Source organism: Mesorhizobium sp. CA15, assembly GCF_020165215.1.
GTDB lineage: Bacteria > Pseudomonadota > Alphaproteobacteria > Rhizobiales > Rhizobiaceae > Mesorhizobium.
In genome coordinates this window covers 210,418-237,141 of the sequence record NZ_JAIUHQ010000003.1, presented here as the reverse complement: position 1 = coordinate 237,141, position 26,724 = coordinate 210,418, and the positions used below count along the sequence as shown (strand labels likewise).

The following is a 26,724-nucleotide window of genomic DNA, read 5'->3' as shown; positions in this document are numbered from 1 at the left end:
GCTTCACATTTTTTGGCATCATGCATTGAAGACCCAGCCATGCGCATAGTCTGTCCCTTCTGCGGCGAACGCGAACTCGGCGAGTTCACCTATCTCGGCGACGCCAAGCCACAACGGCCGGCGGCCGATGCCGGCGAGGACGCGGTCTACGACTACGTCTATCTGCGCGACAACATTGCTGGCCCGATGAGCGAGCACTGGTACCATGGCGGCGGCTGCCGGGCCTGGCTGAAGGTCACGCGCAACACGCTGACGCATGAGATTTCGGCCGTCGAGCCGGCGGCGGGCGCAGGCGCCGCCAAGGTTGGTGCGTGATGCGCGGCGATCAGGCAAACCGGCTGAACAATGGCGGTCTCATCGACCGCTCGACCGCGCTCAACTTCCGCTTCGACGGCAAGACGCTCTTCGGCTTCAAGGGCGACACGCTGGCTTCCGCGCTGGTCGCCAATGGCGTCAAGCTCGTCGGCCGCTCGTTCAAATATCATCGCCCGCGCGGCATCCTGACGGCTGGCTCGGAAGAGCCGAACGCGCTGGTCGAATTGCGCAGCGGCGCAAGACGCGAGCCGAACACCAAGGCGACGACCGCCGAGCTCTATGAAGGGCTCGAAGCCGCCAGCCAAAACCGCTGGCCGTCGCTCAATTTCGACGTGATGTCGGTCAACCAGCTGTTCGCGCCGATCTTCGTCGCCGGTTTCTACTACAAGACCTTCATGTGGCCGGCCAAGTTCTGGGAAGCGATTTATGAGCCTGCGATCCGGCGCGCCGCGGGCCTTGGCCGCGCTGCCCAGGTTTCCGATCCCGACCATTATGACAAGGCCTGGGCGCATTGCGATGTGGTGATCGCGGGTTCCGGCCCGGCAGGTCTGGCGGCGGCTCTTGCCGCCGCGCGCTGCGGCGCGCGCGTCATCCTGTGCGAGGAGGATTTCGTCCTCGGCGGGCGCCTGTTCGCCGATGGCGGCATGATCGACGGATTGCCGGCCGCCGAATGGGTTGCGCGCGCGGTTGCCGAGCTTTCGGCGATGCCCGATGTGCGCATCATGACGCGCACGACTTTGTTCGGTGTCTATGACGGCGGCACCTATGGCGCGATCGAGCGTGTCAACGACCATCTGCCGGTGCCGCCCGAGCATCAGGTGCGCCAGCGGCTATGGCGGATCGTGGCCAAGCGCTGCGTCGTCGCGGCCGGCGCGATCGAACGCCCGATCGTCTTTGCCGGCAACGACACGCCGGGCGTGATGATGGCATCGGCCATGCGCAGCTACATCAACCGCTACGCAGCAACGCCGGCGAGACGCATCGCGCTGTTCACCAACAATGAGGATGGCTGGCACACCGCCGAGACGGCGATCGCGGCCGGACTGCAGGTTGCGGCGGTGATCGATGCGCGGCCGGACATTTCGCCGGCCCACCGCTCGCTTGCAAGCAAAGGCGGCTTTCCGGTGCTGCACGGCGCTGTCGCCGGCATCGACGGCGGCAAGGGTGGCGTGCGCAAGATTTCCGTCTCGCTGGCCGGCGGCGCGCGCGCCGAGGTCGAGGCGGACGGGCTCGCCGTCTCTGGCGGCTGGAACCCCGCGGTCGGCCTCACCTCCTACCACCGCGGCAGGCCGAAATGGCGCGACGACATTGCCGCCTTCGTGCCGGAGGGCGCGCCGCCCGGCATGGTGGCAGCGGGCGCGGCCAACGGCGCGTTCGGACTTGGCGCCTGCCTGCGCGAGGGGTTCGAAGCCGGCGCTGCCGCAGCCCGCGACGCCGGACGCAGCGGCAATATCGGATCGATGCCGGTCGCCGACGACGAGGCGTTTTCGATCACACCGCTCTGGCATGTCGCCGGCAAGGGCAAGGCCTTCGTCGACCAGCAGCATGACGTCACCGCTTCCGATGTCGAACTGGCGCAGCGCGAGGGTTTTCAATCGGTCGAGCATCTGAAGCGCTACACGACGCTCGGCATGGCGACCGACCAGGGCAAGACCTCGAATGTCGCCGGCCTCGCCATCATGGCCGCCGTCAGCGGCAAGTCGATCCCCGAGACCGGCACGACGATCTACCGGCCGCCTTACGTGCCGGTCGCCATCGGCGCCTTCGCCGGCCATCACCGCGACGAGAATTTCCATGCGACGCGGCTGACGCCCTCGCATCACTGGGCGGCCGAACAGGGCGCCGTCTTTGTCGACACCGGGCTGTGGAAGCGCGCGCAATGGTATCCGCGCGCGGGCGAGAAGGACTGGCTGGAATCGGTCACCCGCGAGGTCAAGGCGGTGCGCAGCGGCGTCGGCTTCTGCGACGTCTCGACGCTCGGCAAGATCGACGTGCACGGGCCCGACGCCGGCGCCTTCCTCGACCGCGTCTACATCAATGCCTTCTCCAGCCTCGCCGTCGGCAAGGCTCGCTACGGGCTGATGCTGCGCGAGGACGGCATCGTCTATGACGACGGCACGACCTCGCGGCTGGCCGAGGATCATTACTTCCTCACCACCACGACGGCCAAGGCCGGACTGGTGATGCAGCACCTGGAATTCTGCCGCCAGGTTCTGTTCCCCGAGCTCGACGTGCAGCTGACCTCGGTCTCCGACCAATGGGCGCAGTTCTCGATCGCCGGACCTAAGACCCGCGATCTGCTGAAAGAGATCGTCGATCCGGCCGAGGACCTGTCGAACGAAGGTTTCCCGTTCATGGGCGCGCGCGAGGTCAAGCTGCGCGGCGGCCTGAAGGCAAGGCTGTTCCGCATCTCCTTCTCCGGCGAGATGGCGTTCGAGATTTCGGTGCCGGCGCGCTATGGCGAGGCGATGGCGCGCAATCTAATGATTGCGGGAAAACCGTTCGGCGTGACGCCTTACGGCACCGAGGCGCTCGGCGTGATGCGCATCGAAAAGGGTCATGTCGCCGGGCCGGAGCTCAACGGCACCACCACGGCGGGCGATCTCGGCCTCGGCAAGATGATGTCGACCAAGAAGGATTTCATCGGCCGCGTCATGGCCGGCCGCGAGGCGCTTGTCGCGCCGAACCGGCAGGTGGTCGTCGGCATCAAGCCGACCGACAAGGCGCGCCGCCTGCGCTCCGGCGCGCACATCATTCCAAAGGGCGAGACCCCCGGCCCCGACAACGACCAGGGCTATGTCACCTCGGTCTGTTTCTCGCCGGTGCTCGACCAGTGGATCGGTCTCGGCCTCGTCGAGCGCGGCCGCGAGCGCATCGGCGAGATCGTGCGCGCGCATGATCCGCTGCGCGGCGAGGACTATGATGTCGAGCTCTGCAATTCCGTCTTCTACGATCCGGATGGAGGGCGCCAGCGTGGCTGAGTTTTCCTGGGACGTCCGCAGCCCGCTCGACCGCGCGCTGATTGCCGGCTGCTACGGCGCGCAAGGCGACGCCGGCGTGTCGCTGACGGAGATCCGCAATTTCGATCTCGTCCAGGTAATGGCGCGGCGCGGCAAGGCCGGCGAGATGGCGAAGGCTGCGCAGGGGCGCTTCGGTATCGCCGCGCCGGAAATGCCCAAGGCGGTCGATACTGCCGACGCGACGCTGATCTGGTCGGGACCGGACCAATTCCTGATGCTGTCCAAAGGCGGCAAGCATACGATCGAGGCGCTTGCACCGGCCTTCGTCGGTTCGGCCTCGCTTTCCGACCAATCGCATGCGCGGGTGCTGATCGGCATATCTGGAGAGAAGGCGCGCACGATGCTCGCCAAGCTGTCTTCGATCGACCTGCACCCCGATGTTTTCGGCGTGGGCGCGGCGGCCGCGACGTCGATGGATCACACCAGCGTCACGCTGTGGCGCGGCAAGGATCTGGCGGATGGACAGGCGGTGTTCAACCTGCTGGTGTTCGCGACCTTCGCCGAGAGCCTGTGGCACACGATCCTGGACTCGGCGGCGGAGTATGGCGTGACGATCGGCCATTCCGAGGAGTTGGCGTAGCGCAGCCACCCCTTCTCCCCTTGTGGGAGAAGGTGTCGCCGAAGGCGACGGATGAGGGGTGCTCCAGGGAAAGCCAGCGTCTCACTCCGCTGGAACACCCCTCATCCGTCTCGGCGCTATCGCGCCGATCCACCTTCTCCCACAAGGGGAGAAGGGAAGTCCCGCCTTGCCAAACGCATTCCCCCTGCTATTCTTGCTGCTAAAATAATTTCACACACAGGCAAACTTGTTTCTCGCTCGGAGGAGGGTTTGAGATGAGCCAGTCGCCCTACCCCGCCGTCCTGTCCGGGCCGCCCAAGCCGAGCCTGATCCTGCGCCCCGGCGAGATCAGCCTGCCGCCGGGGATGGAGCGCTATACCGTCCAGGGCAACGGCGCGGTGCTGATCGACGTCGAGGCCGGCGACAGCGTCAGCGTTACCAATGTCGAAGGCGGCCAGCCCTGCGAGCTGCTGGCCTGGGACAAATCAGGCGCGACGGATCCCGGCATTTTCGGCGAACGGTCGAACAGCAACGCCGCCGGCATCAAGGCGCTGCTCGCCGACGGCGACGACAGCCTCTCAGCGCTGCGCCTCAGCCTCCAGCGCCGCAATGTGCAACTCGACCAGCCGAAAGGCGTGCGCGTCTTCGACGGCGCTACGCCCGCCGGCACAGAGCAGAGCTTTGCCATCCAGCGCGACGGCGCGCTGCTGATCGCGACGCCTGGCGGGCCGATGCTGGTCGACGGACACAACACCGCGACGCCGCTCACCGTCCTGGTGCGGCGCGCCACGATCCGGCTGAAGAACAGGTCGCAGCTTCCCGATCCGCTTGCCGATCCGGTGCTTGATCTCCGGGTGAAGTCGGCGACCGCCGAGGCCTATTTCGTCAAGGCCGGCGACTATCTGCAGATCATCGATGTCGATGGCCGGCAATGCACCGACTTCCAGTGTTTTTCCGCGCGCAAGCTGGACAAGGGGCGCGATCTGCCGCTCGACGTGACGACGACCCGCACGCTGATGGGTTCGGCCTATCCGATGCCCGGACTGCATTCGAAATACTACGACCAGGACATGGAGCCGCTGGTCGAGGTCGTGCAGGATACATGCGGTCGGCACGACGCCTTCGCGCTTGCCTGCGCCGCCAAATATTACGACGACATCGGCTATCCCGGACACACCAACTGCTCGGAGAATTTCAACAAGGCGCTGTCGGACAAGGGCGTGACGCCCCGCGCCGGCTGGATGGCGATCAATTTCTTCTTCAACACGGCGATCGACGCGCATGGCGTGATGGTGTCGGACGAGCCGTGGTCGCGACCTGGCGACTATGTGCTCTTGCGCGCCCTGACCGACATCGTCTGCGTCTCCTCGGCCTGCCCGGACGACACCACGCCCGCCAATGGCTGGGACCTCACCGACATCCATGTGCGCGCCTATTCAGGCCAGCACAAATTCTCGCGAGCGATCGCCAGACGCATGAAGCCCGACTCGGAACCGAAGATGACCCGCGAGACAGCCTTTCATTCGAGCTTTGCCAAGCACACGCGCGACTTCGTCGAATATCGCGGCTATTGGCTCGCCAATTCCTTCGCCAAGGAAGGCCCCATCGCCGAATACTGGGCCTGCCGGCGGGCCGCTGTGATCATGGACCTATCGCCGCTGCGCAAGTTCGAGGTCATCGGCCCGGATGCCGAAGCGCTGCTGCAATACACGCTGACCCGCGACGTCAAGAAGCTCGGCGTCGGCCAGGTCGTCTACACGGCGATGTGCTACGAGCATGGCGGCATGATCGACGACGGCACGTTGCTCAGGCTCGGCAAGGATAATTTCCGCTGGGTCGGCGGCGACGATCTTTCCGGCGAGTGGCTGCGCGAGACGGCGAAAAAACTCGGCCTCAACGTGCTGGTGCGCTCCTCCACCGACCAGATGCACAACATCGCCGTCCAAGGGCCGAAGAGCCGCGACATATTGAAGGAAGTGGTCTGGACCTCGCCCGTGCAGCCATCGATCGGCGAGCTTGAATGGTTCCGCTTCGCCGTCGCCCGCATCGGCGGCGGCAATGGCGTGCCCGTCGTCGTCTCACGCACCGGCTATACCGGCGAGCTCGGTTACGAGATCTGGTGTCATCCGCGCGATGCCGAAAAAGTGTTCGACGCCGTCTGGGAGGCCGGCCAGCCGCACGGGCTGAAGCCGATGGGCCTGCAGGCGCTCGATATGGTGCGCATCGAGGCGGGACTGATCTTCGCCGGTTACGAATTCTCCGACCAGACCGATCCGTTCGAGGCCGGCATTGGCTTCACCGTGCCACTCAAGACCAAGGCCGACGACTTCATCGGCCGCGACGCGCTGATCCGGCGCAAGCAGCATCCGCAGCATAAGCTCGTCGGTCTCGACATCGATGCCAATATCGCCGTCGGCCACGGCGACTGCGTCCATGTCGGCCGCGCCCAGATCGGCGTCGTCACCTCCGGCATGCGTTCGCCGGTGCTCGGCAAGACCATCGCGCTGGCACGGCTCGACGTCACTCATGCCGAGATCGGCACGGAGGTCGAGATCGGCAAGCTCGACGGCCACGCCAAGCGGCTGCCGGCGCGGGTTGTCGCCTTCGCCCATTACGATCCGCAGAAGACCAGGCCGCGTTCCTGATAGCGGCAACCCTTGCCTTCTTCCGTTGTGGGAGTAGGTGGCCGAGCGAAGTTCGGTCGGATGAGGGCTGTTCCAGAAGACACCCGCCTCTCACTCCGCTGGAACACCCCTCATCCGTCTCGGCGCTACGCGCCGATCCACCTTCTCTCACAAAGGGGAGAAGGAAAGAGCATGTTTCGCAAGCGCGATGTGCATGACATCCACAAAACGCTTGACGCGAAAGCGCGTCGGATCAATCTTCACTCTTAAGAAAAAAATACGACTGAGTGGAAACACGACAGGCCGACGCCGATTTGCCGGGGAGCAAGCTTCGCAAGAGCCGAAGCATCGCTGGCGGGGAACAACAAAAAAGGGGAAGACACAAGATATGAGCACGATAAGCACGGCCCTCGAGCAGCCTGTCGAAAGCAAGCTGCTCAGGCATATCGACTGGCGTGGCGCCTTCTGGGTGGCAAGCGGCGTTCCAGCGCTGGTCCTGTTCTCGATCGGCGGCATCGCCGGCACGACCGGAACACTGGCCTTCCTGATCTGGACGGTGTCCATGATCATGGGTTTCCTGCAATCCTTCACCTATGCCGAGATCGCCGGCCTGTTCCCGAACAAATCCGGCGGTGCCTCGATCTACGGCGCCACGGCATGGCTGCGCTATTCCAAGTTCATCGCGCCGCTATCGGTGTGGTGCAACTGGTTCGCCTGGTCGCCGGTGCTGTCGCTCGGCTGCTCGATCGCCGCCGCCTATATCCTCAACGCGCTGGCGCCGATCCCGGCCTTCACCGAGACATCGCCGGAGGTCGTCGCCTACATCGCCGCGCATGCCGGGACGGCGCCCGCCGACGCCATCGCCGCGGTGGCGGCTGCCGCCACGCCCGCGATCCGCACCTGGTCGCTGTTTAGCCATACGCTGGGTCCAGTGTCCTTCACCTTCAACGCCACCTTCTTCATCGGCGCGGTGCTGATGCTGATCATCTTCGCGATCCAGCATCGCGGCATCCTCGGCACGGCCAATGTGCAGAAATATATCGGCCTTCTGGTCATCATCCCGATGCTGATCGTCGGCGTCGTGCCGATCTTCACCGGCCAGATCGACTGGGCGAACTTCTCGCCGCTGGTGCCGTTGGCGGCCGCCTACGCGCCCGACCCGGGTTCGTGGAACATCGCCGGCTGGACGCTGGTGCTGGGCGGCATGTTCATCGCGGCATGGTCGACCTACGGCTTCGAGACGGCCGTCTGCTACACGTCGGAGTTCAAGAACCCCGGCACCGACACGTTCAAGGCGATCTTCTATTCCGGCCTGCTCTGCATGCTGCTGTTCATCCTGGTGCCCTTCACCTTCCAGGGCGTGCTCGGCCTGAACGGCATGCTGGCGACGCCGATCGTCGACGGCTCGGGCGTCGCCGACGCGCTGGCCGGCATGGTCGGCGGCGGCAAGCTGATCCACAGCCTGCTGGTCATGCTGATGATCCTGGCCCTGGTGCTCTGCATCATGACGGCGATGGCCGGCTCCTCGCGCACGCTCTACCAGGGTTCGGTCGACGGCTGGCTGCCGCGGTATCTCAGCCATGTCAACGAGCATGGCGCGCCGACGCGGGCGATGTGGACCGACCTCTGCTTCAACCTGATCGTGCTGGCCATCGCCTCGGCCGACGCGACGAGCTTCTTCTTCATCCTCGCGGTGTCGAATTGCGGCTACATCATCTTCAACTTCCTCAACCTCAACGCGGGCTGGATCCATCGCATCGACAACGGCCACATTAACCGCCCCTGGAAGGCGCCGACCTGGCTGCTCGGCATCGGCGCGATCTTCGCCTATGTGAACGCCATCTTCATGGGCGCCGGCGCCAAGGTGTGGAACCCGATGGCGCTGTGGGCCGGCCTGATCACCGCTGCCTTGATCATCCCGGTGTTCTGCTTCCGCCACTACATCCAGGACAAGGGCAAGTTCCCCGAACACATGCTGGCAGACCTCGGCATGGCGGGGGCCGACCTCTCGGTCAAGAAGGCGGGCATGCTGCCCTACCTGACGCTGATTGCCGGCGTGGTGGTGATGCTGATCGCCAACTGGGTGTTCGTCATCTGATGCGGCAGCCTTGAAAACAGACGGGCGCGCCTCGGCGCGCCCGTTCTTTTTTGCCGTCGCCCCGTCCCGGCATCAGCCGGCCTTTCGGACCGCTTCGCTTACAAAGAGCCGATTTTCTGGACGCTTCAGGCCGAGATTCTCGCGCAGCGTCGAACCTTTATGGCGTTGCTGAGAAAGAATTCTGTTTTGCGCAAGCCTTGCCACAGCGCATTTTTCCGCCCCGCGGACCTTGACGCGGATCATCCGCCACCGGCTTTCGCCGATGGCGGATGATCCAAGGTTGCCACCTTTTATTCCGCAGCCAAGGCCAGCTGCGGTCTTTCGATGCCTTCGACGTTCTCCGGCTCGGGCGCCTGCTCGTCGGTCTTGGCCTTCTTCGGCGCGCGGCCGAAGAACAGGGCGTAGCCGGCCGGCAGCACCAGGATGGTGAGCACGGTGGCGACGAGGATGCCGCCCATCATGGCGTAGGCCAGCGGCCCCCAGAAAACGCCGCGCGAGATCGGGATCAGCGCCAGGACCGCGGTCAGCGCCGTCAGCATGATCGGCCGGAAGCGGCGCACGGCTGCACCCACGATCGCTTCCGATCGCTCCATGCCGGCGGCGATATCCTGGTCTATCTGATCGACCAGGATGATCGAGTTGCGCATGATGATGCCGAGCAGCGCGATGACGCCGAGGATGGCGACGAAGCCGAACGGGGCGCCGCTGATCAGCAGCGCTGCTGCGGCGCCGATGATGCCGAGCGGTCCCGTGGCCAGCACCAGCATCGACTTGCCGAAGTGCTGCAGCTGGACCATCAGCAGCACGACGATGACGGCGAGCATGATCGGCGCCTTGGCGGCGATCGAGGCCTGGCTTTCGGCCGAGTCCTCGGCGCCGCCCTGGATCTCGACGTTGTAGCCGGGTGCGAGACCGGCGCGCAGATCCTTCATGTCGTTGTACATCTTGGTGACGACGTCGTTGGACTGCACGCCGTCCGGCAGCGTGGCGCGCACGCTGATCGTCGGCAGGCGGTCGCGCCGCCATTCGACGCCCTGCTCCATCACCGGCACGACCTTGGCCACTTGCGAGAGCGGCACCGATCCGCCGAAGTCGGTCGGGATATAGACCGAGTCGACCGAAGAGAGCAGGTGACGGGTCGCCTCCGGCTCGCGGGCGACGATCGAGACGGTCTCCTCGCCGTCGCGGAAGTCGTCTAGCGGCGCGCCGGACATGGTGGCCTGCAGCATCTGGCGGATGCGCTGCGAGGTGACCCCGAGGGCGCGGGCACGATCCTGGTCGATCACCAGCTTCATCGCCGGCACCGGTTCCAGCCAGTCGTCGTGGATGGCGCCGAGCAGCGGATTGGCCTGGAACCTCGCTTTCACCTCGTCGGCGATACGGCGCACCTCCTTGCGGTCCGGGCCCATGACGCGCATCTGCACCGGCCAGCCGGTCGGCGGACCGAGGAAGAGGCGGTCGACCTTGCCGCGGATCGAGGGGAAGTCCTGCGCCAGGATCTTGCGCATCTTGACGATCAGCCGCTCGCGCGCCGGCTCGTCCTTGGCCATCACCAGCAGTTGGGCGAAGTTCGGGTTACGGAGCTGCTGATCGAGCGGCAGGAAGAAGCGCGGCGCGCCTTCGCCGATATAGGTGGCGATGAAGCGCTTGTCCGGATCGTCCGCCATCTTGCCTTCAAACGACTTGGCCTGGTTTTCGACATCCTTGATCGAGGTGCCTTCCGGCAGCCACAGGTCGACCAGGATTTCCGGGCGCGAGGATTGCGGAAAGAAGTTCTGCGGGATGAACTGGAAGGCCCACAGGCTGGTGGCAAAAGTAACCAGCGTCATCACCAAAACGATGATGCGGTGGCGCACGGCCCAGGTGACCGTTGCGCGCAGCCGGCGATAGAAGCCGGTATCGAAGACATCGTGATGAGTGCCCGCATGCTTGCGCTGCTTGAGGATCATGTAGCCCAGCCACGGCGTGAAATAGACCGCGACGAACCACGACACGACCAGCGCGATGCCGACGACATAGAACAGCGTGCGCACATATTCGCCGGCGGTGGAGGCGGCGAAGCCGACCGGGATGAAGCCGGCCGTGGTGATCAGCGTGCCGGTCAGCATCGGGAAAGCGGTCGAGGTGTAGGCGAAGCTCGCCGCCTCGATCTTGACCAGCCCCTCCTCCAGCTTTCGCTCCATCATCTCGACGACGATCATGGCGTCGTCGACCAAAAGGCCGAGCGCAATGATGAGCGCGCCGAGCGAGATGCGCTGCAGGTCGATGCCGATCTCGTACATGATGGCGAAGGTGGCGGCCAAGACGAGCGGGATGGCGATGGCGATCACCAGGCCCGAGCGCCAACCGATCGACAGCAGCGAGACTGCAAGGACGATCAGCAGCGCCTCGCCGAGCGCCTCCATGAACTCGCTCACCGCGTCCTTGACGACCTGGGGCTGGTCGGAGATCTGATCGACCGACACGCCATAGGGCAGCCCTGCCTCGAAGCGCTGATAGGTCGCCTCGACATCCTTGCCGACATCCCTGACGTTAAAACCCTTGGCCATGACGACGCCGAGCTGGACGCTCTGATGGCCGTTGAAGAGGTATTTGTTGTCGTAAGGATCCTGGAGGCCGGAAGAGACGGTGGCGATGTCGCCGAGGCGCGTCACCTGGTTGCCCGAACGCAGCCTGAGCTCGCGGATATCCGCGGCCTTGGTGACATCGCCCTCGACCGAGATGCGCACCGAGCGCAGGCCGGTGTCGACCGAGCCCGCCGGATCGACGGCGTTCTGCCCTTTCACGGCGTTTTGCAGGTCAAGGATGGTCAGGCCGCGCTCGGCCAACGCCTTGGACGAGACATCGATATAAATCTTCTCAGGCTGGTCGCCGATGATGACGGCCTTCTCGACGCCCGGTGTCGTCAACAGCATGTCGCGCGCCTGGATGGCGAACTTCTTCAGCTCCGGATAGGTGAAGCCGTCGCCGCTGATCGAATGCAGCGTGATGAAGGTGTCGCCGAACTCGTCGTTGAAATAGGGGCCGAGCAGGCCCTGCGGCAATTCATTGGAGATGTCGCCGACCTTCTTGCGCACCTGGTAGAAGGCGTCCTTCACTTCCTCGGTGTTGGTGTCGCCTTTGACCTGCAGGGTGATGATGGCGCTGCCGGCGCGGGTGTAGGAACGCACGAAATCGAGATGCGGCGTTTCCTGCAGCTTGCGCTCGATCTTGTTGACGACCTGATCCTCCATGTCCTGGATCGAGGCGCCGGGCCAGACCGCCTGCACCACCATGACGCGGAAGGTGAAGTCGGGGTCTTCCTTCTGGCCCATGCGCATCAGGCCGAGCGCGCCGGCAAGGATGATCAGCCCGAACAGGAAGCGCGCGATGCTCGGATGTCCGATCGCCCAACGCGAAAGATTGAAGGGCCGCTTTTCAGTGCTGCTGTCGCTGGTGGTCATGGCACACGTCCAGTCCAATTGATCGGCAAAGCACGCCCGCTTGGCATGCCGCTTCCAGTTCGGTGGGCTTCCGGGCGGCGAGACCCTCAAGCGGAGAGAGCTCGCAAATCGCGCTTGACGCGGCACTGCTGCGGGGGAGCCAACATGCCGGCATCTCACGATCGGGGCGTTCGCCGCCCGGAACCCATGCTTTCCCCGGCCCGCGGCGCAAGCAGCGAGAGCGGGAAAGGCGTTCGTTACGCCTGACTTCAGGTTTTAGTTCGATGCATGTCGTTGTCCCAAAACCGCTTCGCACTTTTGGGCGACAAGCATCAGTGCAGGCTGCTGGTGGTCGCGACGTCGTCCTCCGCCGAGGCGGATTGCTGGGCGTCGCTTGCAAACTTGACCTTCAGATTCTCGGTCATGAACTGTGTGCCGGCCGCCACCACGACGTCGCCCTGTTTGAGGCCGTCCGCCACGGCGACACCGTCGGCAGTGAAGTTGGCGACCTTGATCGGGCGCAGATGGACTGTTTCGGAGGCGCGGTCGACCGTCCAGACGATCTGCTTGCCATCCTTCTCGGTCATCGCGGTCAACGGGATCGACACGAGCTGCGCCTTGCTGCCGACGGTTGCCTCGACATTGGCCGTCATGCCGAGCAGCACGCGCGGATCGTTGGGCAGCGAAACCCGAACAGCGAAGGTACGCGACTGCGGGTCGGCGCTGCCGGCAACCTCGCGGACCCTGCCGTCAAGCGTCAGCCCTTCGTCCGACCAGAAGCTCGCCTTGACTTCCTTGCCGGGCTTGAACCCTGCAATATCCATCTCCGGCACGGCGATCGAAACTTCCTTCTCGCCGTCCACCGCGACCGTCATGACGGGCGTGCCGGCGCCGACCACCTGGCCGACATCGGCGGAGATGGCGGTGACGATGCCGGCCTGGCTGGCCTTGAGATCGGTGTAATGGACCTGGTTCTGCGCCTGGGCCAGCGTCGAGCGGGCGGCATCGCGCGTCGCCACGGCCTGGTCGTAAGTCAGCCGCGCCTGATCGAGCTGCGACTTCGGCGCGAAGTTCTTGGCATAGAGCTGCTCGGCGCGCTTCCTGGCGAGATCGACGGTCTCGACCTGGCGTTCGGCGGCGTCGAGGCTGGCCTGCGCGCTCTTCACCGACAGCTCGTAGTCAGACGGATCGACGCGGGCGAGCACGTCGCCTTCATTCACATGCTGGCCGATATCGACCAGACGCTCGGTGACCTTGCCGGCGATGCGGAAGCCGAGGTTCATCTCGATGCGGGCGCGCACCGAACCGGAATAGTCGAGCTGGCGGGTGGTCCGCGCCTCGCCGATCTCGACCACCTTGACCGGCCGGACGACTTCCTGAACGACCTCGGCCTTTTCCTGGCTGCAGCCGGCAAGGGCAAGCGCGGCGACGACGATGCCGATGGCGGGAAGGCCGGCGGCCGGCAGCCTGCGGAGGATGGAACTGGACAAAGACACTTTAGCACTCCCGAACTGGAGATGATCTGCCGACCGCACGCGGCGGACGGCTTCTATTTCAAGGCTCTGATGGCGTAGTCGATAAGTTCGTCGGGCATTGCCCGGTTGGTCTTGGCAAGGCACTGCGCCACCATCTGCGGGTGGCACAGAATGACGGTGGCGGCGCCGAAGCAGCGCGCGGCGGTTTCAGGATCCTGCTGCCTGAACTCGCCTGCCTCGATGCCCTCGCGGATCACCTCGGCGAACAGGTCGTGGATACTGTTGACATGCTTGTCGATGACGGACCAGTCGCGCTCCAGCGCGACGATAACCATCTCATGCACCTTCTGCTCGTCGAGCATGGTCTCGAGCGTCATCTTGTACTGGGCATGGATGTAGCGGCGCAGCCGCTCCTCGGCGCTGACCGGGAGATGCATGATCTCGTAGGCCATCTTGTAGCTGGCGCCGAGCATGCGGCCGCAGACGGCCTGGTGGATTTCGACCTTGGAGGCAAAGAAGCGGTAGATGTTGGCGGGCGACATGCCGAGCTCGCGAGCGATGTCGGCAACATTGGTCTTACCGTAGCCATAATGGCGGAACAGCCGCTCGGCGCAGTCGAGAATGCGGGTCACATTCTCCTGTCTGGCGGGGTCTGCCACGATGTTGGCGGCTTCTGACATAGCGCTTTCGGTTTGATGAGTGACGAATTTCAATTTTCATCAGTCGTAAAACGAAAGCGGCGAGGAGTCAACGCGAAATCGACGTACGCGTATAATTGGTGACAGATGGTGACAGGAGGGAGATCGGTGGCTGGCGACTCCGACAATTTTCGCCGGCACCTGTGAGGTCGTCATCCTAGGGTGGAGCAGTCGCGAAGCGACGTCGCGGAAACCCTAGGATCCATTCCGTGACCATGCGGCCGTGCTCCAACGGGTCGAGAATAGCCGTCAGCGATTGTTGGGCGGATATCAGCGTAACTTCTTGATCCGGCTTCGTTCTTCGACTGATGTCACGGAATGGATCCTCGGGTCTGCGCGCGTCGCTACGCTCCTTGCTTCGCCCGTGGATGACGACCGCGCAGGGGCCAAATGCTAGTTGCCAACGCTGGGGGCTGCGCTCACGCCCTCTTCGCCATCTCCCGCAGCCTGAACTTCTGGATCTTCCCCGTCGAGGTCTTCGGGATTTCGGCAAACACCACCGCCTTCGGCACCTTGAAACGCGCCAGCAGCCCTCGGCAGTGCTCGATGATCTCGGCCTCGGTCGCGGTCTTGCCGGGCTTCAGCTCGACATAGGCGACCGGGACCTCGCCCCATTTGTCATCGGCGCGGGCAACCACACCGCACGAGGCAACCGACGGATGCCTGTAGAGAGCGTCCTCGACCTCGATGGACGAAATGTTCTCGCCGCCCGAGATGATGATGTCCTTCGAGCGATCCTTGAGCTGGATGTAACCGTCCGGATGCATGACGCCGAGATCGCCGGAATGGAACCAGCCGCCGGCGAAGGCCTCGTCGGTGGCCTTGCGGTTCTTCAGATAGCCCTTCATGACGATGTTGCCGCGGAACATGACCTCGCCGATGGTCTCGCCGTCGGCCGGCGTCTCCATCATCGTCCCGGGATCCATCACCGTCAGACCTTCGAGCGCTGCATAGCGCACGCCCTGGCGTGCCTTCTTCTGCGTCCTCGGTCCCTTCTCCAGCGCGTCCCACTCATAGTGCCACTCGTTGACGACCGCCGGGCCGTAGGTCTCGGTCAGGCCGTAGAGATGGGTGACGGCAAAGCCGGCATCGGCCATGCCGGACAGCACGGCCTCCGGCGGGGGCGCTGCGGCGGTGTTGAAGGTGACGGTCTGTGCGAACTGCCGCTTGTCCTCATCCTTCGCGTTGATCAGCACCGACATGACGATCGGGGCGCCGCACAGATGGGTGACGCCGTGGTCGGCGATGGCGTCGTATATCGGCTTTGCCCGCACCCAGCGCAGGCAGACATGGGTGCCGGCCTGCACGGCCAAAGTCCAGGGGAAGCACCAGCCGTTGCAATGGAACATCGGCAGCGTCCAGAGATAGACCGCGTGCTTGGCCATGCCGGCATGGATGGTGTTGGTGTAGGCCATCAGCGCCGCGCCGCGATGGTGATAGACGACGCCCTTCGGATTGCCCGTGGTGCCGGAGGTGTAGTTGAGCGAGATGGCGTCCCACTCATCATCGGGCATCGACCAGACAAAGGTCTCGTCGCCGGCGGCGACGAACTCCTCGTAATCAGCTGAGCCGATCCGTTCGCCCTTCGGATAGGGTGCGTCGGCGGCATAGTCCGGATCGTCATAGTCGATGACCAATGGCTTCACCTTGGCCAAGGCCAGCGCGTCCTTAACGACGCCCGAGAACTCGCGGTCGACGATCAGCACCTTGCTGTCGGCATGGTCGAGCTGGAACGCGATGACGGCGGCGTCGAGGCGGGTGTTCAGCGAATGCAGCACCGCTTTCACCATCGGCACGCCGAAATGGGCTTCCAGCATCGGCGGCGTGTTGGACAACATCACCGTCGCCGTATCGCCCTTGCTGATGCCGTGCTTCGCGAGCGCCGAGGCAAGCTTCAGCGACCGGCGCCAGAAATCGCGATAGGTGATGCGCTGGTTGCCATGAACGATGGCGACATGGTCGGGATAGGTCTTGGCCGCGCGCTCAAGGTAGGTGAGCGGCGTCAGCGGCTGGTGGTTGGCAGCGTTCCTGTCGAGATCCTGTTCGTAAGGATTAGCCATCCCGTTCTCCCCGATGTTCTTTTCGAGCTTTCTAACCTTAGGCCGGCCGTCACGCTATCCCCTTCCACGGCTGAAAATGCTATGCTGCGCCGGCTTGGTGGAACGGCAATCCGGATTGGGCCGCGCCGCGAGACGATCGCAGCTCGCGCAGGCAAATTTGACTTTTGTCGAGAGCCGTGACTAATGTCAGCCGAGGAGGCGGCATGGCTATCAGACCGGCAGAACAGCTCATCCACAAGGCCGCCTGGCTTTACTATGCGCATGGCCTGCGTCAGGACGAAGTGGCGAGCCAGCTCAACATTTCTCGCGCCTCGGTCGCCATGTATCTGCGCAAGGCGCGCGAGACCGGCATCGTCAACATCTCTACCTCGACCCAGCTCTTCACCGACGACGTCATGGCGCGGCGGCTGGAAGATGCGTTCGATCTCGACGCGGTCTGGATCGCGCCGGAAAATGCCTACCTTGCCGATCCCTCGACCGATATCGCCGTGCTGGCGGCGAGCGTCTTTCTCGAGCTGGTGAAAAAAGGCGACCGCATCGGCGTCGCCTGGGGCCGCACCGTCTATACCATCGCCGACATCATGTCCTATGCCGACCTGCAGGACGTCACCGTGGTGCAGCTCTGCGGCAATCTCGGCGCGCCCTATTCCTACCGGCCCGACCAGTGCACGATGGAGATCGCGCGACGGCTGAATGCCAAGGGCCTCAACTTCTACGCGCCGCTGGTTCTGTCGACGGAAGGCCTGGCGCAAGGTTTGCGTGCCGAGCCGGTGATCCGCGACCAGTTGGCCGGCATCGCCGATTGCGATCTGGCGCTCTATTCCGTCGGCGCGGTCGACGCCGACAGCCATCTGGTGAAATGCGGCGCGCTGTCGGCGGCCGAGATGGAGACGTTGCGGCGCCAGGGTGCGGCCGGCGTCATCGCCGGACAGATCATCGACGCCATGGGCGAAGTGCTCGACTGCAGCTACAATAGGCGCGTCATCTCCGCCGAGCTCGCCTCGCTGCGCGCCATCGAGAAGCGGCTGATGGTAGTGCAGGAAGACACCAAGTTCGAGCCGCTGCTTGCGGCCATCGCCGGCGGGCTGTGCACGCATCTGGTGGTCGGCGCGCATACGGCCGAGCGCCTGCTTCAGCACGCCGGCGCGGCAACGAAAAAGGCCTCGTAGAAAACCACCCTCGCCGCTTCTGTCATCACGACGTCGCGGCCTTCTGTTCATGAGCAAGAAAAGACGGAATCGGACGGATCGACATGCAGAACCTTTGGAATGACGCCGACGCGGAAAAGATGGTCGCCGACTATGCCAGGAAGGGCGTCGACCGCGACCTTGCGCTGCGCGTCTACACGACCCGCCTGCTCGGCGGCGAGCCGCGCCTGGTGCTGCATGGCGGCGGCAACACCTCCTGCAAGACCAAAGCCACCGATCTCGTCGGCGACGAATGGGACGTGCTCTGCGTCAAGGGGAGCGGCTGGGACATGGCGGTCATCGAGCCGCAAGGCCTGCCGGCGGTGAAAATGGGCGCGCTGCTCAAGGCGCGCTCCCTGGACAAGCTCTCCGACGAGGACATGGTGGCGCTGCAGCGCTCCAACCTCATCGATCCGTCCTCGCCCAACCCGTCGGTCGAAACGCTGCTTCATGCCTTCCTGCCGCACAAGTTCGTCGACCACACGCATTCGACGGCGATCCTCGCCATCGTAGACCAGGAAGACAGCAAGGCATTGGTGAAAAAGGTGTTCGGCGACAAGATGGGTTACGTGCCCTACATCAAACCTGGCTTCGACCTCGCCAAGGCCGCGGCGGAAATCTTCTACGCCGATCCCAGCGTCGAAGGCCTTATTCTCGACAAGCACGGCATCTTCACCTTCGGCGACGACGCCAGGCAGGCCTATGGCCGCATGATCCACTATGTGACCATGGCCGAGGACTATGTCGCCAGAAACGGCAAGCCGCAGGCGCCCAAGGCAGCGCTGCCGGCAAAGCTTGCGAAGCCCAGCGACATCGCGCCGACGCTGCGCGGCGCCGTGGCTGTGGCGCGCGGCGAAGGCCGCTTCGATCGCATGATCAGCGACTTCCGCACCTCGGATGCGATCGTCGACTTCATCAATTCCGCCAAGATCGCCGAGCTGGCCGGGCGCGGGGTATCGACGCCGGACCTATCGATCCGCATCAAGACCGGACCAATGGCGGTACCGGCGCCCGACATGGACAAGCTCGGCGACTACAAGGCCGCCGTCCGCAGCCATGTCGATGCCTTCGTCAAGGAATACACCGCCTATTTCGAGACCAATGACGCGCTGGACAATGTCAAGCGCACCATGCTCGACCCGATGCCGCGCCTGACTCTGGTGCCGGGCCTCGGCATGTTCGGCCATGGCCGCACGCTAAAGGATGCCAAGATCGCGTCGGATGTCGGCGAGATGTGGATCGAGGCGGTGCGCGGCGCGGAAGCGATCGGCAATTTCCATCCACTCTCCAAGGCCGACCTCTTCCCGCTCGAATACTGGTCTCTCGAGCAGGCCAAGCTCGCTTCGAACAAGCCGAAGCCGCTGACCGGCCAGGTGGTGCTGATCACCGGCGGCGCCGGCGCCATCGGCGCCGCGACGGCAAAACTGTTCGCGGCCAATGGCGCGCATGCCGTGATCGTCGATCTCGACCCAGCCAAGGCAGCGGAAGCGGCGAAGGCGGCCGGCAACAACTCGATCGGCGTCGGCGCCGACATCACCAAGCCGGCCGAGATGCGCGCCGCCTTCGACAAGGCAGTCTCGGTCTATGGCGGCCTCGACATCCTGGTCTCGAATGCCGGCGCTGCCTGGGAAGGCCGCATCGGCGAGCTCGACGACGCCACTTTGCGCAAAAGCTTCGAGCTCAATTTCTTCGCCCACCAGTCGGCGGCGCAGAATGCGGTACGCATCATGCTGGAACAGGGTACGGGCGGCGTGCTGCTGTTCAACACCTCCAAGCAGGCGATCAATCCCGGCCCGAAATTCGGCGCCTACGGCATCCCGAAAGCCGCGACATTGTTCCTGTCGCGGCAGTATGCGCTTGACTACGGCGCCTATGGCATCCGCTCCAACGCGGTCAACGCCGACCGCATCCGTTCGGGTCTCTTGACCGACGCGATGATCGCCAGCCGTTCCGGCGCGCGCGGCGTGTCCGAAAAAGAATACATGTCCGGCAATCTGCTGGGACAGGAAGTGACGGCCGACGACGTGGCGCAGGCCTTCCTGCACCAGGCGCTGGCCGAGCGCACCACGGCGGATGTGACGACGGTGGACGGCGGCAACATCGCGGCGGCACTGCGCTGAACATGTGGGCATGCGTTGGAGCGTTCTTCGTTTCGTGAAAACGAAGAACGCTCCATCGTCCCTGTTTTGACGCCGTTCCGAACTGAAGGACTTCCGCGCTTCTGCTGAAGAACTGCTCGAACCCGTCAAAATCCACACCAATTCTTCGCGTATTGCTCAACCAGTTTAAGGGGTGCCTCGTGTTTCGCATGCGGCTCCAACCTTGATCATTGGTGGAGCTCCAGATGGCGGTGAAAAGACTTCGTATTGGCGTGCTCTTTGGCGGGCGCTCCGCCGAGCATGAAGTGTCGCTGCTTTCAGCAACCAACGTCATGGCTGCCTTAAACCCGGCGAAATACGATGCCGTGCCGATCTTCGTCACCCGCGAAGGGCAATGGCTGCTGAGCCGCTTCGAGGGCGGCGCGCTGGCGACGCCGTCGGCCGGCACGCAGCTCTGCCTGGTGCCGGGCGGCCATGGACGGGTGCTGGCGATCCCTGCCGGCGGTGTGCCCCACGACCTGCCTCCCATCGATATCCTGTTTCCGGTCCTGCACGGCCTGCATGGCGAGGACGGCGCGGTGCAGGGCGTGGCCGAGGTGGCACGCGTGCCGCTCGCCGGCTGCGGCATCCTCGGCTCCGCCACGGCGCTCGACAAGGACATCGCCAAGCGGCTGCTGAAGGCGGCCGGACTGCCTGTGGCGCGCTCGGTGACGATCAATGAAGGTGCCGCGCCTCCGCTCGCCGAACTGGAAGACCAGCTCGGCCTGCCGCTGTTCATCAAGCCGGCGCGGCAGGGCTCGTCGGTCGGCGTCGCGAAGGTCAATGCCAGCCAAGAATTCGACCACGCGCTGGCGGAAGCATTCCAACATGACCGCAAGCTGCTGGCGGAGGAATTCGTCCGTGGCCGAGAGATCGAATACAGCGTGCTGGAGAGCCCCGCGGGCGAACTCTTCGTCTCACGGCCGGGCGAGATCGTGCCTGCGGAGAGCCACGGTTTCTACAACTACAACGCCAAATATATCGACGAGAATGGCGCGGCCTTGATCGTGCCAGCCGAGCTGCCGCAGGAGGTCGAGGATGCCATGCGCGATGCGGCTGCAAGAGCGTTCAGGGCGCTCGGTTGCGACGGCATGGCCCGCGTCGACTTCTTCCTGATGCCGGACATGAATTTCCTGATCAACGAGCTCAACACGATTCCCGGCTTCACCAACATCAGCATGTACGCCAAGGCCATGGCGGCGAGCGGCGTCAGCTATCCGGAGGTCATCGACCGTCTGGTGGCGCATGGGCTGGCGCGCGCCGGCCGGTGAAAAAGACCTGAGGATACGAAATCCCGGCAGCGGCCAGTTGGCCATGTCGCCACATCACTCCGGCAGGCCGGCCTTGCGGAAGCCGTCGACAAAATGCCTGAGTGTTGCATCGTCGCGGAACGGCTCCGTCTCGACCCAGCGCTGCGTGGAGAAATGCGGATTGCCGACGAGGAACAGCGCGACCTCGGTGCGCGCCTCGTCGAGACGGCCGAGCTGCGCCAGGCTTGCCGCCAGAAAGCGGCGCGAGCTTGTGCGGTAAGTCTCGTCGCGACGCAGCGTCTCGACGGCGGCCTCATAGTCACGGGCCGCATACTGTGCCTGGCCGAGCGTCAGATAATACCAGCTCGGCGGAAAGGGGTTGAGCCGGAAGGCCTTGCGGATGTGCTCCAGGCCCTCGTCTAGCCGCCCGCCCAGCACGTCGATATCGGACAATGTCGCCCAGATATCGGCTTCGTTCGGGTCGAGCTCGATCGCCTTGGCGAATTCCGCCTCGGACCGTTCGAAATCGCGTTCATAGGCAAGAAGGTTCGCCAGAACCCAGCGGCAACCGGCATCGTTGGGATCGATCGCCACCGCCTTGCGCGCCAGTTCCAGGGCCGTGCTGCGGGCGGGCTCGAACGGCTCGCCCCAATGCACCCAGCCCATCCAATGGTTCATCGCGAGCCAGCGATAGGCCTCGGCATAGTCCGGGTCGAGCGAGACCGCGCGCGTCAGCATCAGATGCGCTTCGCGCGCCATTTGCGGCGACTCGTCGAACAGTTTTCGCGCCCGCACGACGAGATCATAGGCTTCGAGACTCTTCGGCCGGTTGCGCTCCGGCAATGCGCGCAGCCGCCCGAGCAGCGCCTCGACGATTTTGGCCGTCGCTTCGTCCTGAAGGGCGAAAATGTCCTCAAGGCTGCGATCGAAACGCTCCGCCCAGAGATGCTCGCCGCTCAGCGCATCGATCAGCTGGGCATTGATGCGCACCCGCCCCGCGGCGCGCCTGGCGCTGCCTTCCAGCAGGTATCGTACGCCGAGCTCCCCGGCGATGGCGCGCACGTCCATTGCCTTGCCCTTGTAGGCAAAGACCGAGTTGCGCGCGATGACAAAGAGGCCCGGTATCCGGGAGAGATCGGTGATCAGGTCTTCGGTCAGGCCGTCGGCGAAAGACTCCTGCTCGGGATCGCTGCTCAGATTGACGAAGGGCAGCACGGCGATCGACGGCTTGTCGGGCAGCGGCAAAGGTTTGCGTGTGGCGTCGGGCCGTTCGACGGTGCCGGTGAAGCGATAGCCGACGCGCGGCACCGTGGCGATCCATTCACCGCCACCGGTCGCCGGACCAAGCAGCTTCCTGAGCTGCGCGATCTGGACGGTGAGATTGCCTTCCTCGACTGCCATGCCAGGCCAGGCCGCATCCATCAGCTCGGCTTTGGCCAGGATTTCGCCCGGACGCACGACGAGCGCCTCCAGCAGCTTCAGCCCGCGATGGCTGGCGGCGACGGGAACATCGCCCCGGAGCAGCGTTCCCGCGCCCGGATCAAGCACGAACGGTCCGAAAGCGAAGCGCGATCCCTGCATGCGGCGATCTATAGAGCAATTCCAGGAAAAGTGTGAAGCGGTTTTCCGTCCGGAATTGCGTAAAAACAAAGGGATAGAGCGGTTCGCCGTTTTCGTGAAACGGTGAACCGCTCTAGCCGATTTGGAAGTTTTGAGAACTATTTGGGAGGGCTTAATTACGCCGCCGGCCGCCTGCGGCACACTGCAATCTCAATCAGGTCGAGGGTTCAAGACCCTCATTCGATGGAGGTTGCCATGAACGATAGCTTCACGCCCTCTACGTGTCTGGCGGCGACACCGGCAACGCGCTCAAGACGCGGGCGTTTCAGCCTGGCGGCCTTGCGCGACCTTATCGCCGAGCGGCGCAAGCAGGCCTATTTCCGCTCCGAGCTCAAGCGCATGGCGACGGACAATCCGCATCTGATCGACGACATCGGCCTGACGAGAAAAGAGGTCGAGGCGGAGATCGCCAAGCTGCCCTTCTGGCAGCGATAAAACCGCCTTGGGCCGGCCGAAGGGCAGAGAGCGGTCCGTTGGACCGCTCTCTTCATTTGCGACCGTCCGAACCTTACTTGGCGTTCGGGTTCGGCATCCAGGCCGGCATCGCGACATCGGCATGGGCGAACTGCGGCAGCTTGGCCGACAGGTCTTCCATGTTCTTGATGTCCTTGTCGATCAGCTCCTTCTGGGTGATCAGCGTCGGCGGCACGATGACGTTGTGGCCGGGATCCTCGCCGGCGAGCAGCTGCGCCAGCGCGCGCACCGAGACCTGGCCGACGACGGCGGGGTTGGTGGCGGCGGTCGCCGCCCAGGCGCTGTCCGGTTCGCGCATCGCGGCGATGTCCGAGGTCGAGATGTCGGCCGAATAGATCTTGATCTTCTTGTTGAGCCCGGCCTCATCGACGGCGATCTTCACCCCCTTGGCGAACTCGTCATAGGGGGCGAACATCACGTTGATGTCGGGATGCGCCTGCAGCACCGAGCGCGCCTGGTTGGCGACGGAGTTGGCGATCGGGTTGTCGAGCGTGCCGAACATGGCGACCTCGCTGATGCCCGAATATTTCTTCTTCACGTCGACCCAGGTCTCGTTGCGGCGGTCGAGCGGGGCGATGCCGGCGACATAGACATAGCCGGCCTTCCAGCTCTCGCCATTGTCCTTTACCGCCTGCTCGAGCGCGAGCTTCGCCAGGTCGCGGTCGGACTGCTCGACCTGCGGGATCTTCGGGTTCTCGACATTGACGTCGAAGGCGACGACCTTGATGCCGGCGTCGACCGCGCGCTGAGCGGCGTCCTTCATCGATTCTGTCAGGCCGTGCTGGATGATGATGCCCTGCACGCCGAGCGCAATGGCCTGGTCGACCATGTCGGCCTGGAGTGCTGCGTCCTGGCGGCTGTCCAGCACGCGCAGGTCGACGCCGAGCGCCTTGGCCTGCGCCTCGACGCCGGAGAGATAGGCCTGGAAGAAGTCGCCGGTGGACAGATAGCGCACCAGCGCGATCTTGACGCCGGGCTTGTCGAACGGCGCCGGACGGTCCGCGGCAAGCGCCGTTCCCTGCATCAGCAGCGCCGCACCGGCGAGGCCGAGTGCCGCCTTCCCCAAAAGTCTTCTTGTAATGCTCACTTCGTTTTCCTCCATTTGTTATGCCCCGGTCGAAACTATCTCTTGCCCCTGCCGGAAAGGGCGAAGGTAAAGACAAGGGCGACGACAAGCACCGCGCCCTTGACGAAATCCTGCGTATAGTAAGGCGCGTTCATCATCGTCAGGCCTTGCAGCAGGACGCCGACGAACACCGCCCCGACGGCGGTGCCGAAGGCGTTTGGCTTGGCGGCGCCGAGCACCGCGTAGCCGATGAGCGCCGCCGCGACTGCGTCGAGCAAGAGATTATTACCCGAGGCGATGTCGCCGCGTCCAAGCCGGGCGGCGAGCAAAATCCCGCCGATCGAGGCAAAAACTCCCGAAATCACATAAGCCCAGATCTTGTATGCCTTGACAGGCGCGCCGGCGAGCTCAGCCGCCCTCTCATTGCTGCCGACGGCATACATCATGCGGCCGAAGCGCGTGTATTCGAGGAAGAACCAAATCAGCGCCGCGAGCACGACGAGCACGACGACCGAAACCGGGATCAGATTCGGGATGAAGAAGTCGATGCGGTGGCGACCGAGCGCCAAGAAGGCTTCGGAGAACTTGCCGTTGGCGACCGAGCCGTCGGGCATGGTCATGCCGGTGGCGATCGAGCGGCCTTCCGTCGGAATGCGCTGCAGGCCGAGCAGCAGGAACATCATGCCGAGCGTGGCCAGAAGATCGGGCACGCGCATATAGACGATCAGCCAGCCATTGATCAGGCCGACGATGACTCCGATGACAAGGCAGGCGAGGACCGCGACGATTGCGTTCTGCTCCAGCACGACCATGGCGTAGGAGGCCGCCATCATGGCGCTGGTGGCGACCGAGCCGATCGAGAGATCAAAGCCGCCGACGACGAGCGTCGCGGTGACGCCGAGCGCCAGCACGCCGGTGATGGCCACCGACTGGAAGATGAAGACGGCGCTCTGCGGCGAGGCGAAGCCATCGGCTGCAACTGCGAAATAGGCGATCAGCCCGACCAGCAGGACGATGAAGCCGTAGCGGATGGCGTAATCGCGCAATGTCATCGAACGCTCCCGCGCCGTTGCCTTGCCCGCCAAACTGGAACTCATGCCTGCACTCCGGGTCTCGTCATCCTGCGATCTCACGCCGCGCTGTGAAGCGGTCCGCCGGCCACTTCCGCCAGCAGCCTATCGAGATCGATGTCATCGTTGCGGTGCTCGCCGACGATCGTGTGTTCCGACATCACCAGGATGCGGTCGGCGGTCTCCAGCGCCTCGTCGAGCTCGGTAACGAAGATCAGCGTCGCGCGGCCGTCGGCGCTTGCCCTCAGCTTGGCGGCGATGTCGCGACGCGCCGAGATATCGACACCCTGGAAAGGCTCGTCGAGGATGAAGAGGCGCGAGGCCTGCGACATCCAGCGCGCCACCATCACCTTCTGCTGGTTGCCGCCGGAAAGCGCGGAGAGTTCGTCCTTCTCCGAGCGGCAGACGATACCGAGCTCGTCGATCTGGCGGCGGGCGGCGATGCGCTCAGCGCGCTTCTTCATGACGCCGAAGCCCGACATGCGCTTGAGGAACGGCAGGCTGATGTTGCGTTCGATGTTGAAGCCGCCGACGATGCCGCTCGCGGCGCGGTCCTTGGCGACCAGGAAGACGCCGGCGGCGATTGCCTCGCGCGCAGAGCCCGGCGCGTAGGGCTTGCCGTCCATATGCATGGTGCCGGCGAGCGGCCGGCGCACGCCGAACAGCGTTTCCGCCAAAGCCGTCTTGCCGACGCCGACCAGGCCGGTGATCGCCACCACCTCGCCGGCGCCGAGCGTCATCGAGATCGGCCGCGATCCTTGCGCCAGCCGCAACCCTTCGGCGGAGAAGACGGCTCGGGCCGAGCTTCTGGCAACCACCCTGTCGAGATGGATCTTGCGGCCGAGCATGGCGTTGACCGCGCCCTCATAGTCGAGCGGCTTCCGGTCGAAAATGCCGGAGACCACGCCGTCGCGCATCGACACGATGCGGTCGGCCAGTCGCCTGATGTCGGACATCCGGTGCGAGATATAGAGGATGGCGACGCCCTGGCCGCGCAGCCGATCAATGAGCGAAAACAACCGATCGGCCTCGGCGCTCGATAGCGAAGAGGTCGGCTCGTCGAGGATCAGGATCTTGGGCCGATGCGCCATGGCGCGGGCGATGGCCACCATCTGCCGATCCGCCAACGACAAGTCGCTGACGCGCGCCTTGAGGTCGATGGCAAGTCCCATGCGGTCGGCGACGGCTCTCGCCTCGGCGCGGACATTGGCAGGCTTGAAAAGCAACGACGCGCCTTTGCCGCTTAGCCGGTCGAGCGTCAGATTGGTGGCGACGTCGAGGTCGGCGACGACGCCGTCATCGATGTTCTGGTGCACGGTGACGACACCGGCGCGGATGGCTTCGGCGGGTGTCTGCGGGTCGAAGGCCTTGCCGGCAAGCCGCATCGAGCCTGCGCCGTGTTCGTAGACGCCGCTGACGATCTTGACCAGGGTGGATTTGCCGGCGCCGTTGGCGCCCATGAGCACGGTCACCTCGCCCGCAAAGAGGTCGAGCGAGATGCCGCCAAGCACCTCGTTCTGGCCGAAGGATTTCCTCAGGCCTTCCACATGGAACACGGCATCTGTGCCCATCCGTTCCTCCCGGATCGTGACGCTATGGGCTCATTCGGCAATTGTCAACACGATTGACATTTGCCAGAGCGCTTCCT

General features: G+C 64.4%; 18 protein-coding genes. 9 read left to right on the top strand and 9 right to left on the bottom strand.

Features of this window, described 5'->3' with window-relative positions; all coding sequences use genetic code 11:
• Nucleotides 1-39 precede the first annotated feature (39 nt).
• From LB515_RS07740 to LB515_RS07720, 5 genes are all read left to right on the top strand, one after another.
• Nucleotides 40-315: a sarcosine oxidase subunit delta gene (locus LB515_RS07740; protein WP_140544196.1), complete on the top strand. Its 276-nt coding sequence runs from the start codon at nt 40-42 to the stop codon at nt 313-315.
• The gene (locus tag LB515_RS07735; RefSeq protein WP_224707341.1) at nt 315-3,296 is read left to right on the top strand and encodes a sarcosine oxidase subunit alpha; all 2,982 of its coding nucleotides are present in this window, start codon (nt 315-317) and stop codon (nt 3,294-3,296) included. Before LB515_RS07740 ends, LB515_RS07735 begins: the two co-directional genes overlap by 1 nt.
• Nucleotides 3,289-3,915, top strand: coding sequence for a sarcosine oxidase subunit gamma (locus LB515_RS07730; protein ID WP_224707340.1), 627 nt, complete (start codon nt 3,289-3,291; stop codon nt 3,913-3,915). Before LB515_RS07735 ends, LB515_RS07730 begins: the two co-directional genes overlap by 8 nt.
• 254 nt (nt 3,916-4,169) lie before the next feature.
• Complete coding sequence (locus LB515_RS07725) at nt 4,170-6,539, top strand: DUF1989 domain-containing protein (protein WP_224707339.1); 2,370 nt, start codon at nt 4,170-4,172, stop codon at nt 6,537-6,539.
• Between the two features lie 367 nt (nt 6,540-6,906).
• Nucleotides 6,907-8,616, top strand: a complete 1,710-nt coding sequence (locus tag LB515_RS07720; RefSeq protein WP_224707338.1) for an APC family permease — start codon at nt 6,907-6,909, stop codon at nt 8,614-8,616.
• A 72-nt stretch (nt 8,617-8,688) separates the two neighbouring features.
• Here LB515_RS07720 and LB515_RS07715 read toward each other — a convergent pair whose 3' ends face one another.
• The 5 genes from LB515_RS07715 to LB515_RS07695 all read right to left on the bottom strand — a co-directional run bounded on the left by LB515_RS07715 (nt 8,689) and on the right by LB515_RS07695 (nt 16,271).
• Complete coding sequence (locus LB515_RS07715; RefSeq protein ID WP_224707337.1) at nt 8,689-8,859, bottom strand: hypothetical protein; 171 nt, start codon at nt 8,857-8,859, stop codon at nt 8,689-8,691.
• 47 nt (nt 8,860-8,906) lie between these two features.
• A complete protein-coding gene (locus tag LB515_RS07710; protein ID WP_224707335.1) occupies nt 8,907-12,059 on the bottom strand; it encodes an efflux RND transporter permease subunit in 3,153 nt (1,050 codons plus the stop codon).
• Nucleotides 12,060-12,370: 311 nt separating this feature from the next.
• Nucleotides 12,371-13,504 carry an efflux RND transporter periplasmic adaptor subunit gene (locus LB515_RS07705; protein WP_224707507.1) on the bottom strand — a complete coding sequence of 378 codons (1,134 nt, stop codon included), beginning with the start codon at nt 13,502-13,504 and terminating at the stop codon, nt 12,371-12,373.
• Nucleotides 13,505-13,587: 83 nt separating this feature from the next.
• On the bottom strand, nt 13,588-14,193 hold the full coding sequence (locus LB515_RS07700) for a TetR family transcriptional regulator (RefSeq protein WP_140844245.1): 606 nt from the start codon (nt 14,191-14,193) through the stop codon (nt 13,588-13,590).
• A 437-nt stretch (nt 14,194-14,630) separates the two neighbouring features.
• Nucleotides 14,631-16,271 (bottom strand): acyl-CoA synthetase, encoded by a 1,641-nt coding sequence (locus LB515_RS07695; protein WP_224707334.1) that lies wholly within the window; start codon nt 16,269-16,271, stop codon nt 14,631-14,633.
• A 203-nt stretch (nt 16,272-16,474) separates the two neighbouring features.
• On the opposite strand from LB515_RS07695, the gene LB515_RS07690 reads away from it, so the two are divergent.
• The 3 genes from LB515_RS07690 to LB515_RS07680 all read left to right on the top strand — a co-directional run bounded on the left by LB515_RS07690 (nt 16,475) and on the right by LB515_RS07680 (nt 20,867).
• Nucleotides 16,475-17,440, top strand: coding sequence for a sugar-binding transcriptional regulator (locus LB515_RS07690; RefSeq protein WP_224707332.1), 966 nt, complete (start codon nt 16,475-16,477; stop codon nt 17,438-17,440).
• Between the two features lie 83 nt (nt 17,441-17,523).
• Nucleotides 17,524-19,578 carry a bifunctional aldolase/short-chain dehydrogenase gene (locus LB515_RS07685; RefSeq protein WP_224707331.1) on the top strand — a complete coding sequence of 685 codons (2,055 nt, stop codon included), beginning with the start codon at nt 17,524-17,526 and terminating at the stop codon, nt 19,576-19,578.
• Nucleotides 19,579-19,802: 224 nt separating this feature from the next.
• Nucleotides 19,803-20,867 (top strand): D-alanine--D-alanine ligase family protein, encoded by a 1,065-nt coding sequence (locus LB515_RS07680; protein WP_224707329.1) that lies wholly within the window; start codon nt 19,803-19,805, stop codon nt 20,865-20,867.
• 54 nt (nt 20,868-20,921) lie between these two features.
• Here the strand turns inward: LB515_RS07680 and LB515_RS07675 are convergent, their stop codons facing one another.
• A complete protein-coding gene (locus tag LB515_RS07675) occupies nt 20,922-22,427 on the bottom strand; it encodes a winged helix-turn-helix domain-containing tetratricopeptide repeat protein (RefSeq protein ID WP_224707327.1) in 1,506 nt (501 codons plus the stop codon).
• 234 nt (nt 22,428-22,661) lie between these two features.
• Here LB515_RS07675 and LB515_RS07670 point away from each other — a divergent pair, with 234 nt between their 5' ends.
• Nucleotides 22,662-22,901, top strand: a complete 240-nt coding sequence (locus tag LB515_RS07670) for a DUF1127 domain-containing protein (protein WP_224707326.1) — start codon at nt 22,662-22,664, stop codon at nt 22,899-22,901.
• Between the two features lie 73 nt (nt 22,902-22,974).
• Here the strand turns inward: LB515_RS07670 and LB515_RS07665 are convergent, their stop codons facing one another.
• The 3 genes from LB515_RS07665 to LB515_RS07655 form a co-directional block, all read right to left on the bottom strand.
• Nucleotides 22,975-24,027: a substrate-binding domain-containing protein gene (locus LB515_RS07665; protein WP_224707325.1), complete on the bottom strand. Its 1,053-nt coding sequence runs from the start codon at nt 24,025-24,027 to the stop codon at nt 22,975-22,977.
• A 35-nt stretch (nt 24,028-24,062) separates the two neighbouring features.
• Complete coding sequence (locus LB515_RS07660) at nt 24,063-25,058, bottom strand: ABC transporter permease (RefSeq protein ID WP_224707506.1); 996 nt, start codon at nt 25,056-25,058, stop codon at nt 24,063-24,065.
• Between the two features lie 77 nt (nt 25,059-25,135).
• Nucleotides 25,136-26,647: a sugar ABC transporter ATP-binding protein gene (locus tag LB515_RS07655; RefSeq protein WP_224707324.1), complete on the bottom strand. Its 1,512-nt coding sequence runs from the start codon at nt 26,645-26,647 to the stop codon at nt 25,136-25,138.
• Nucleotides 26,648-26,724: the final 77 nt, after the last annotated feature.

Excerpts from the sequence above, each read along its gene's own strand:
- LB515_RS07690 (WP_224707332.1), top strand. The coding sequence starts at position 16,475 with ATGGCTATCAGACCGGCAGAACAGCTCATCCACAAGGCCGCCTGGCTT.
- LB515_RS07710 (WP_224707335.1), bottom strand. The coding sequence starts at position 12,059 with ATGACCACCAGCGACAGCAGCACTGAAAAGCGGCCCTTCAATCTTTCG.
- LB515_RS07675 (WP_224707327.1), bottom strand. The coding sequence starts at position 22,427 with ATGCAGGGATCGCGCTTCGCTTTCGGACCGTTCGTGCTTGATCCGGGC.
- LB515_RS07735 (WP_224707341.1), top strand. The coding sequence starts at position 315 with ATGCGCGGCGATCAGGCAAACCGGCTGAACAATGGCGGTCTCATCGAC.
- LB515_RS07740 (WP_140544196.1), top strand. The coding sequence starts at position 40 with ATGCGCATAGTCTGTCCCTTCTGCGGCGAACGCGAACTCGGCGAGTTC.
- LB515_RS07720 (WP_224707338.1), top strand. The coding sequence starts at position 6,907 with ATGAGCACGATAAGCACGGCCCTCGAGCAGCCTGTCGAAAGCAAGCTG.
- LB515_RS07670 (WP_224707326.1), top strand. The coding sequence starts at position 22,662 with ATGAACGATAGCTTCACGCCCTCTACGTGTCTGGCGGCGACACCGGCA.
- LB515_RS07680 (WP_224707329.1), top strand. The coding sequence starts at position 19,803 with ATGGCGGTGAAAAGACTTCGTATTGGCGTGCTCTTTGGCGGGCGCTCC.
- LB515_RS07695 (WP_224707334.1), bottom strand. The coding sequence starts at position 16,271 with ATGGCTAATCCTTACGAACAGGATCTCGACAGGAACGCTGCCAACCAC.
- LB515_RS07700 (WP_140844245.1), bottom strand. The coding sequence starts at position 14,193 with ATGTCAGAAGCCGCCAACATCGTGGCAGACCCCGCCAGACAGGAGAAT.
- LB515_RS07685 (WP_224707331.1), top strand. The coding sequence starts at position 17,524 with ATGCAGAACCTTTGGAATGACGCCGACGCGGAAAAGATGGTCGCCGAC.
- LB515_RS07715 (WP_224707337.1), bottom strand. The coding sequence starts at position 8,859 with ATGATCCGCGTCAAGGTCCGCGGGGCGGAAAAATGCGCTGTGGCAAGG.
- LB515_RS07725 (WP_224707339.1), top strand. The coding sequence starts at position 4,170 with ATGAGCCAGTCGCCCTACCCCGCCGTCCTGTCCGGGCCGCCCAAGCCG.
- LB515_RS07655 (WP_224707324.1), bottom strand. The coding sequence starts at position 26,647 with ATGGGCACAGATGCCGTGTTCCATGTGGAAGGCCTGAGGAAATCCTTC.
- LB515_RS07660 (WP_224707506.1), bottom strand. The coding sequence starts at position 25,058 with ATGACATTGCGCGATTACGCCATCCGCTACGGCTTCATCGTCCTGCTG.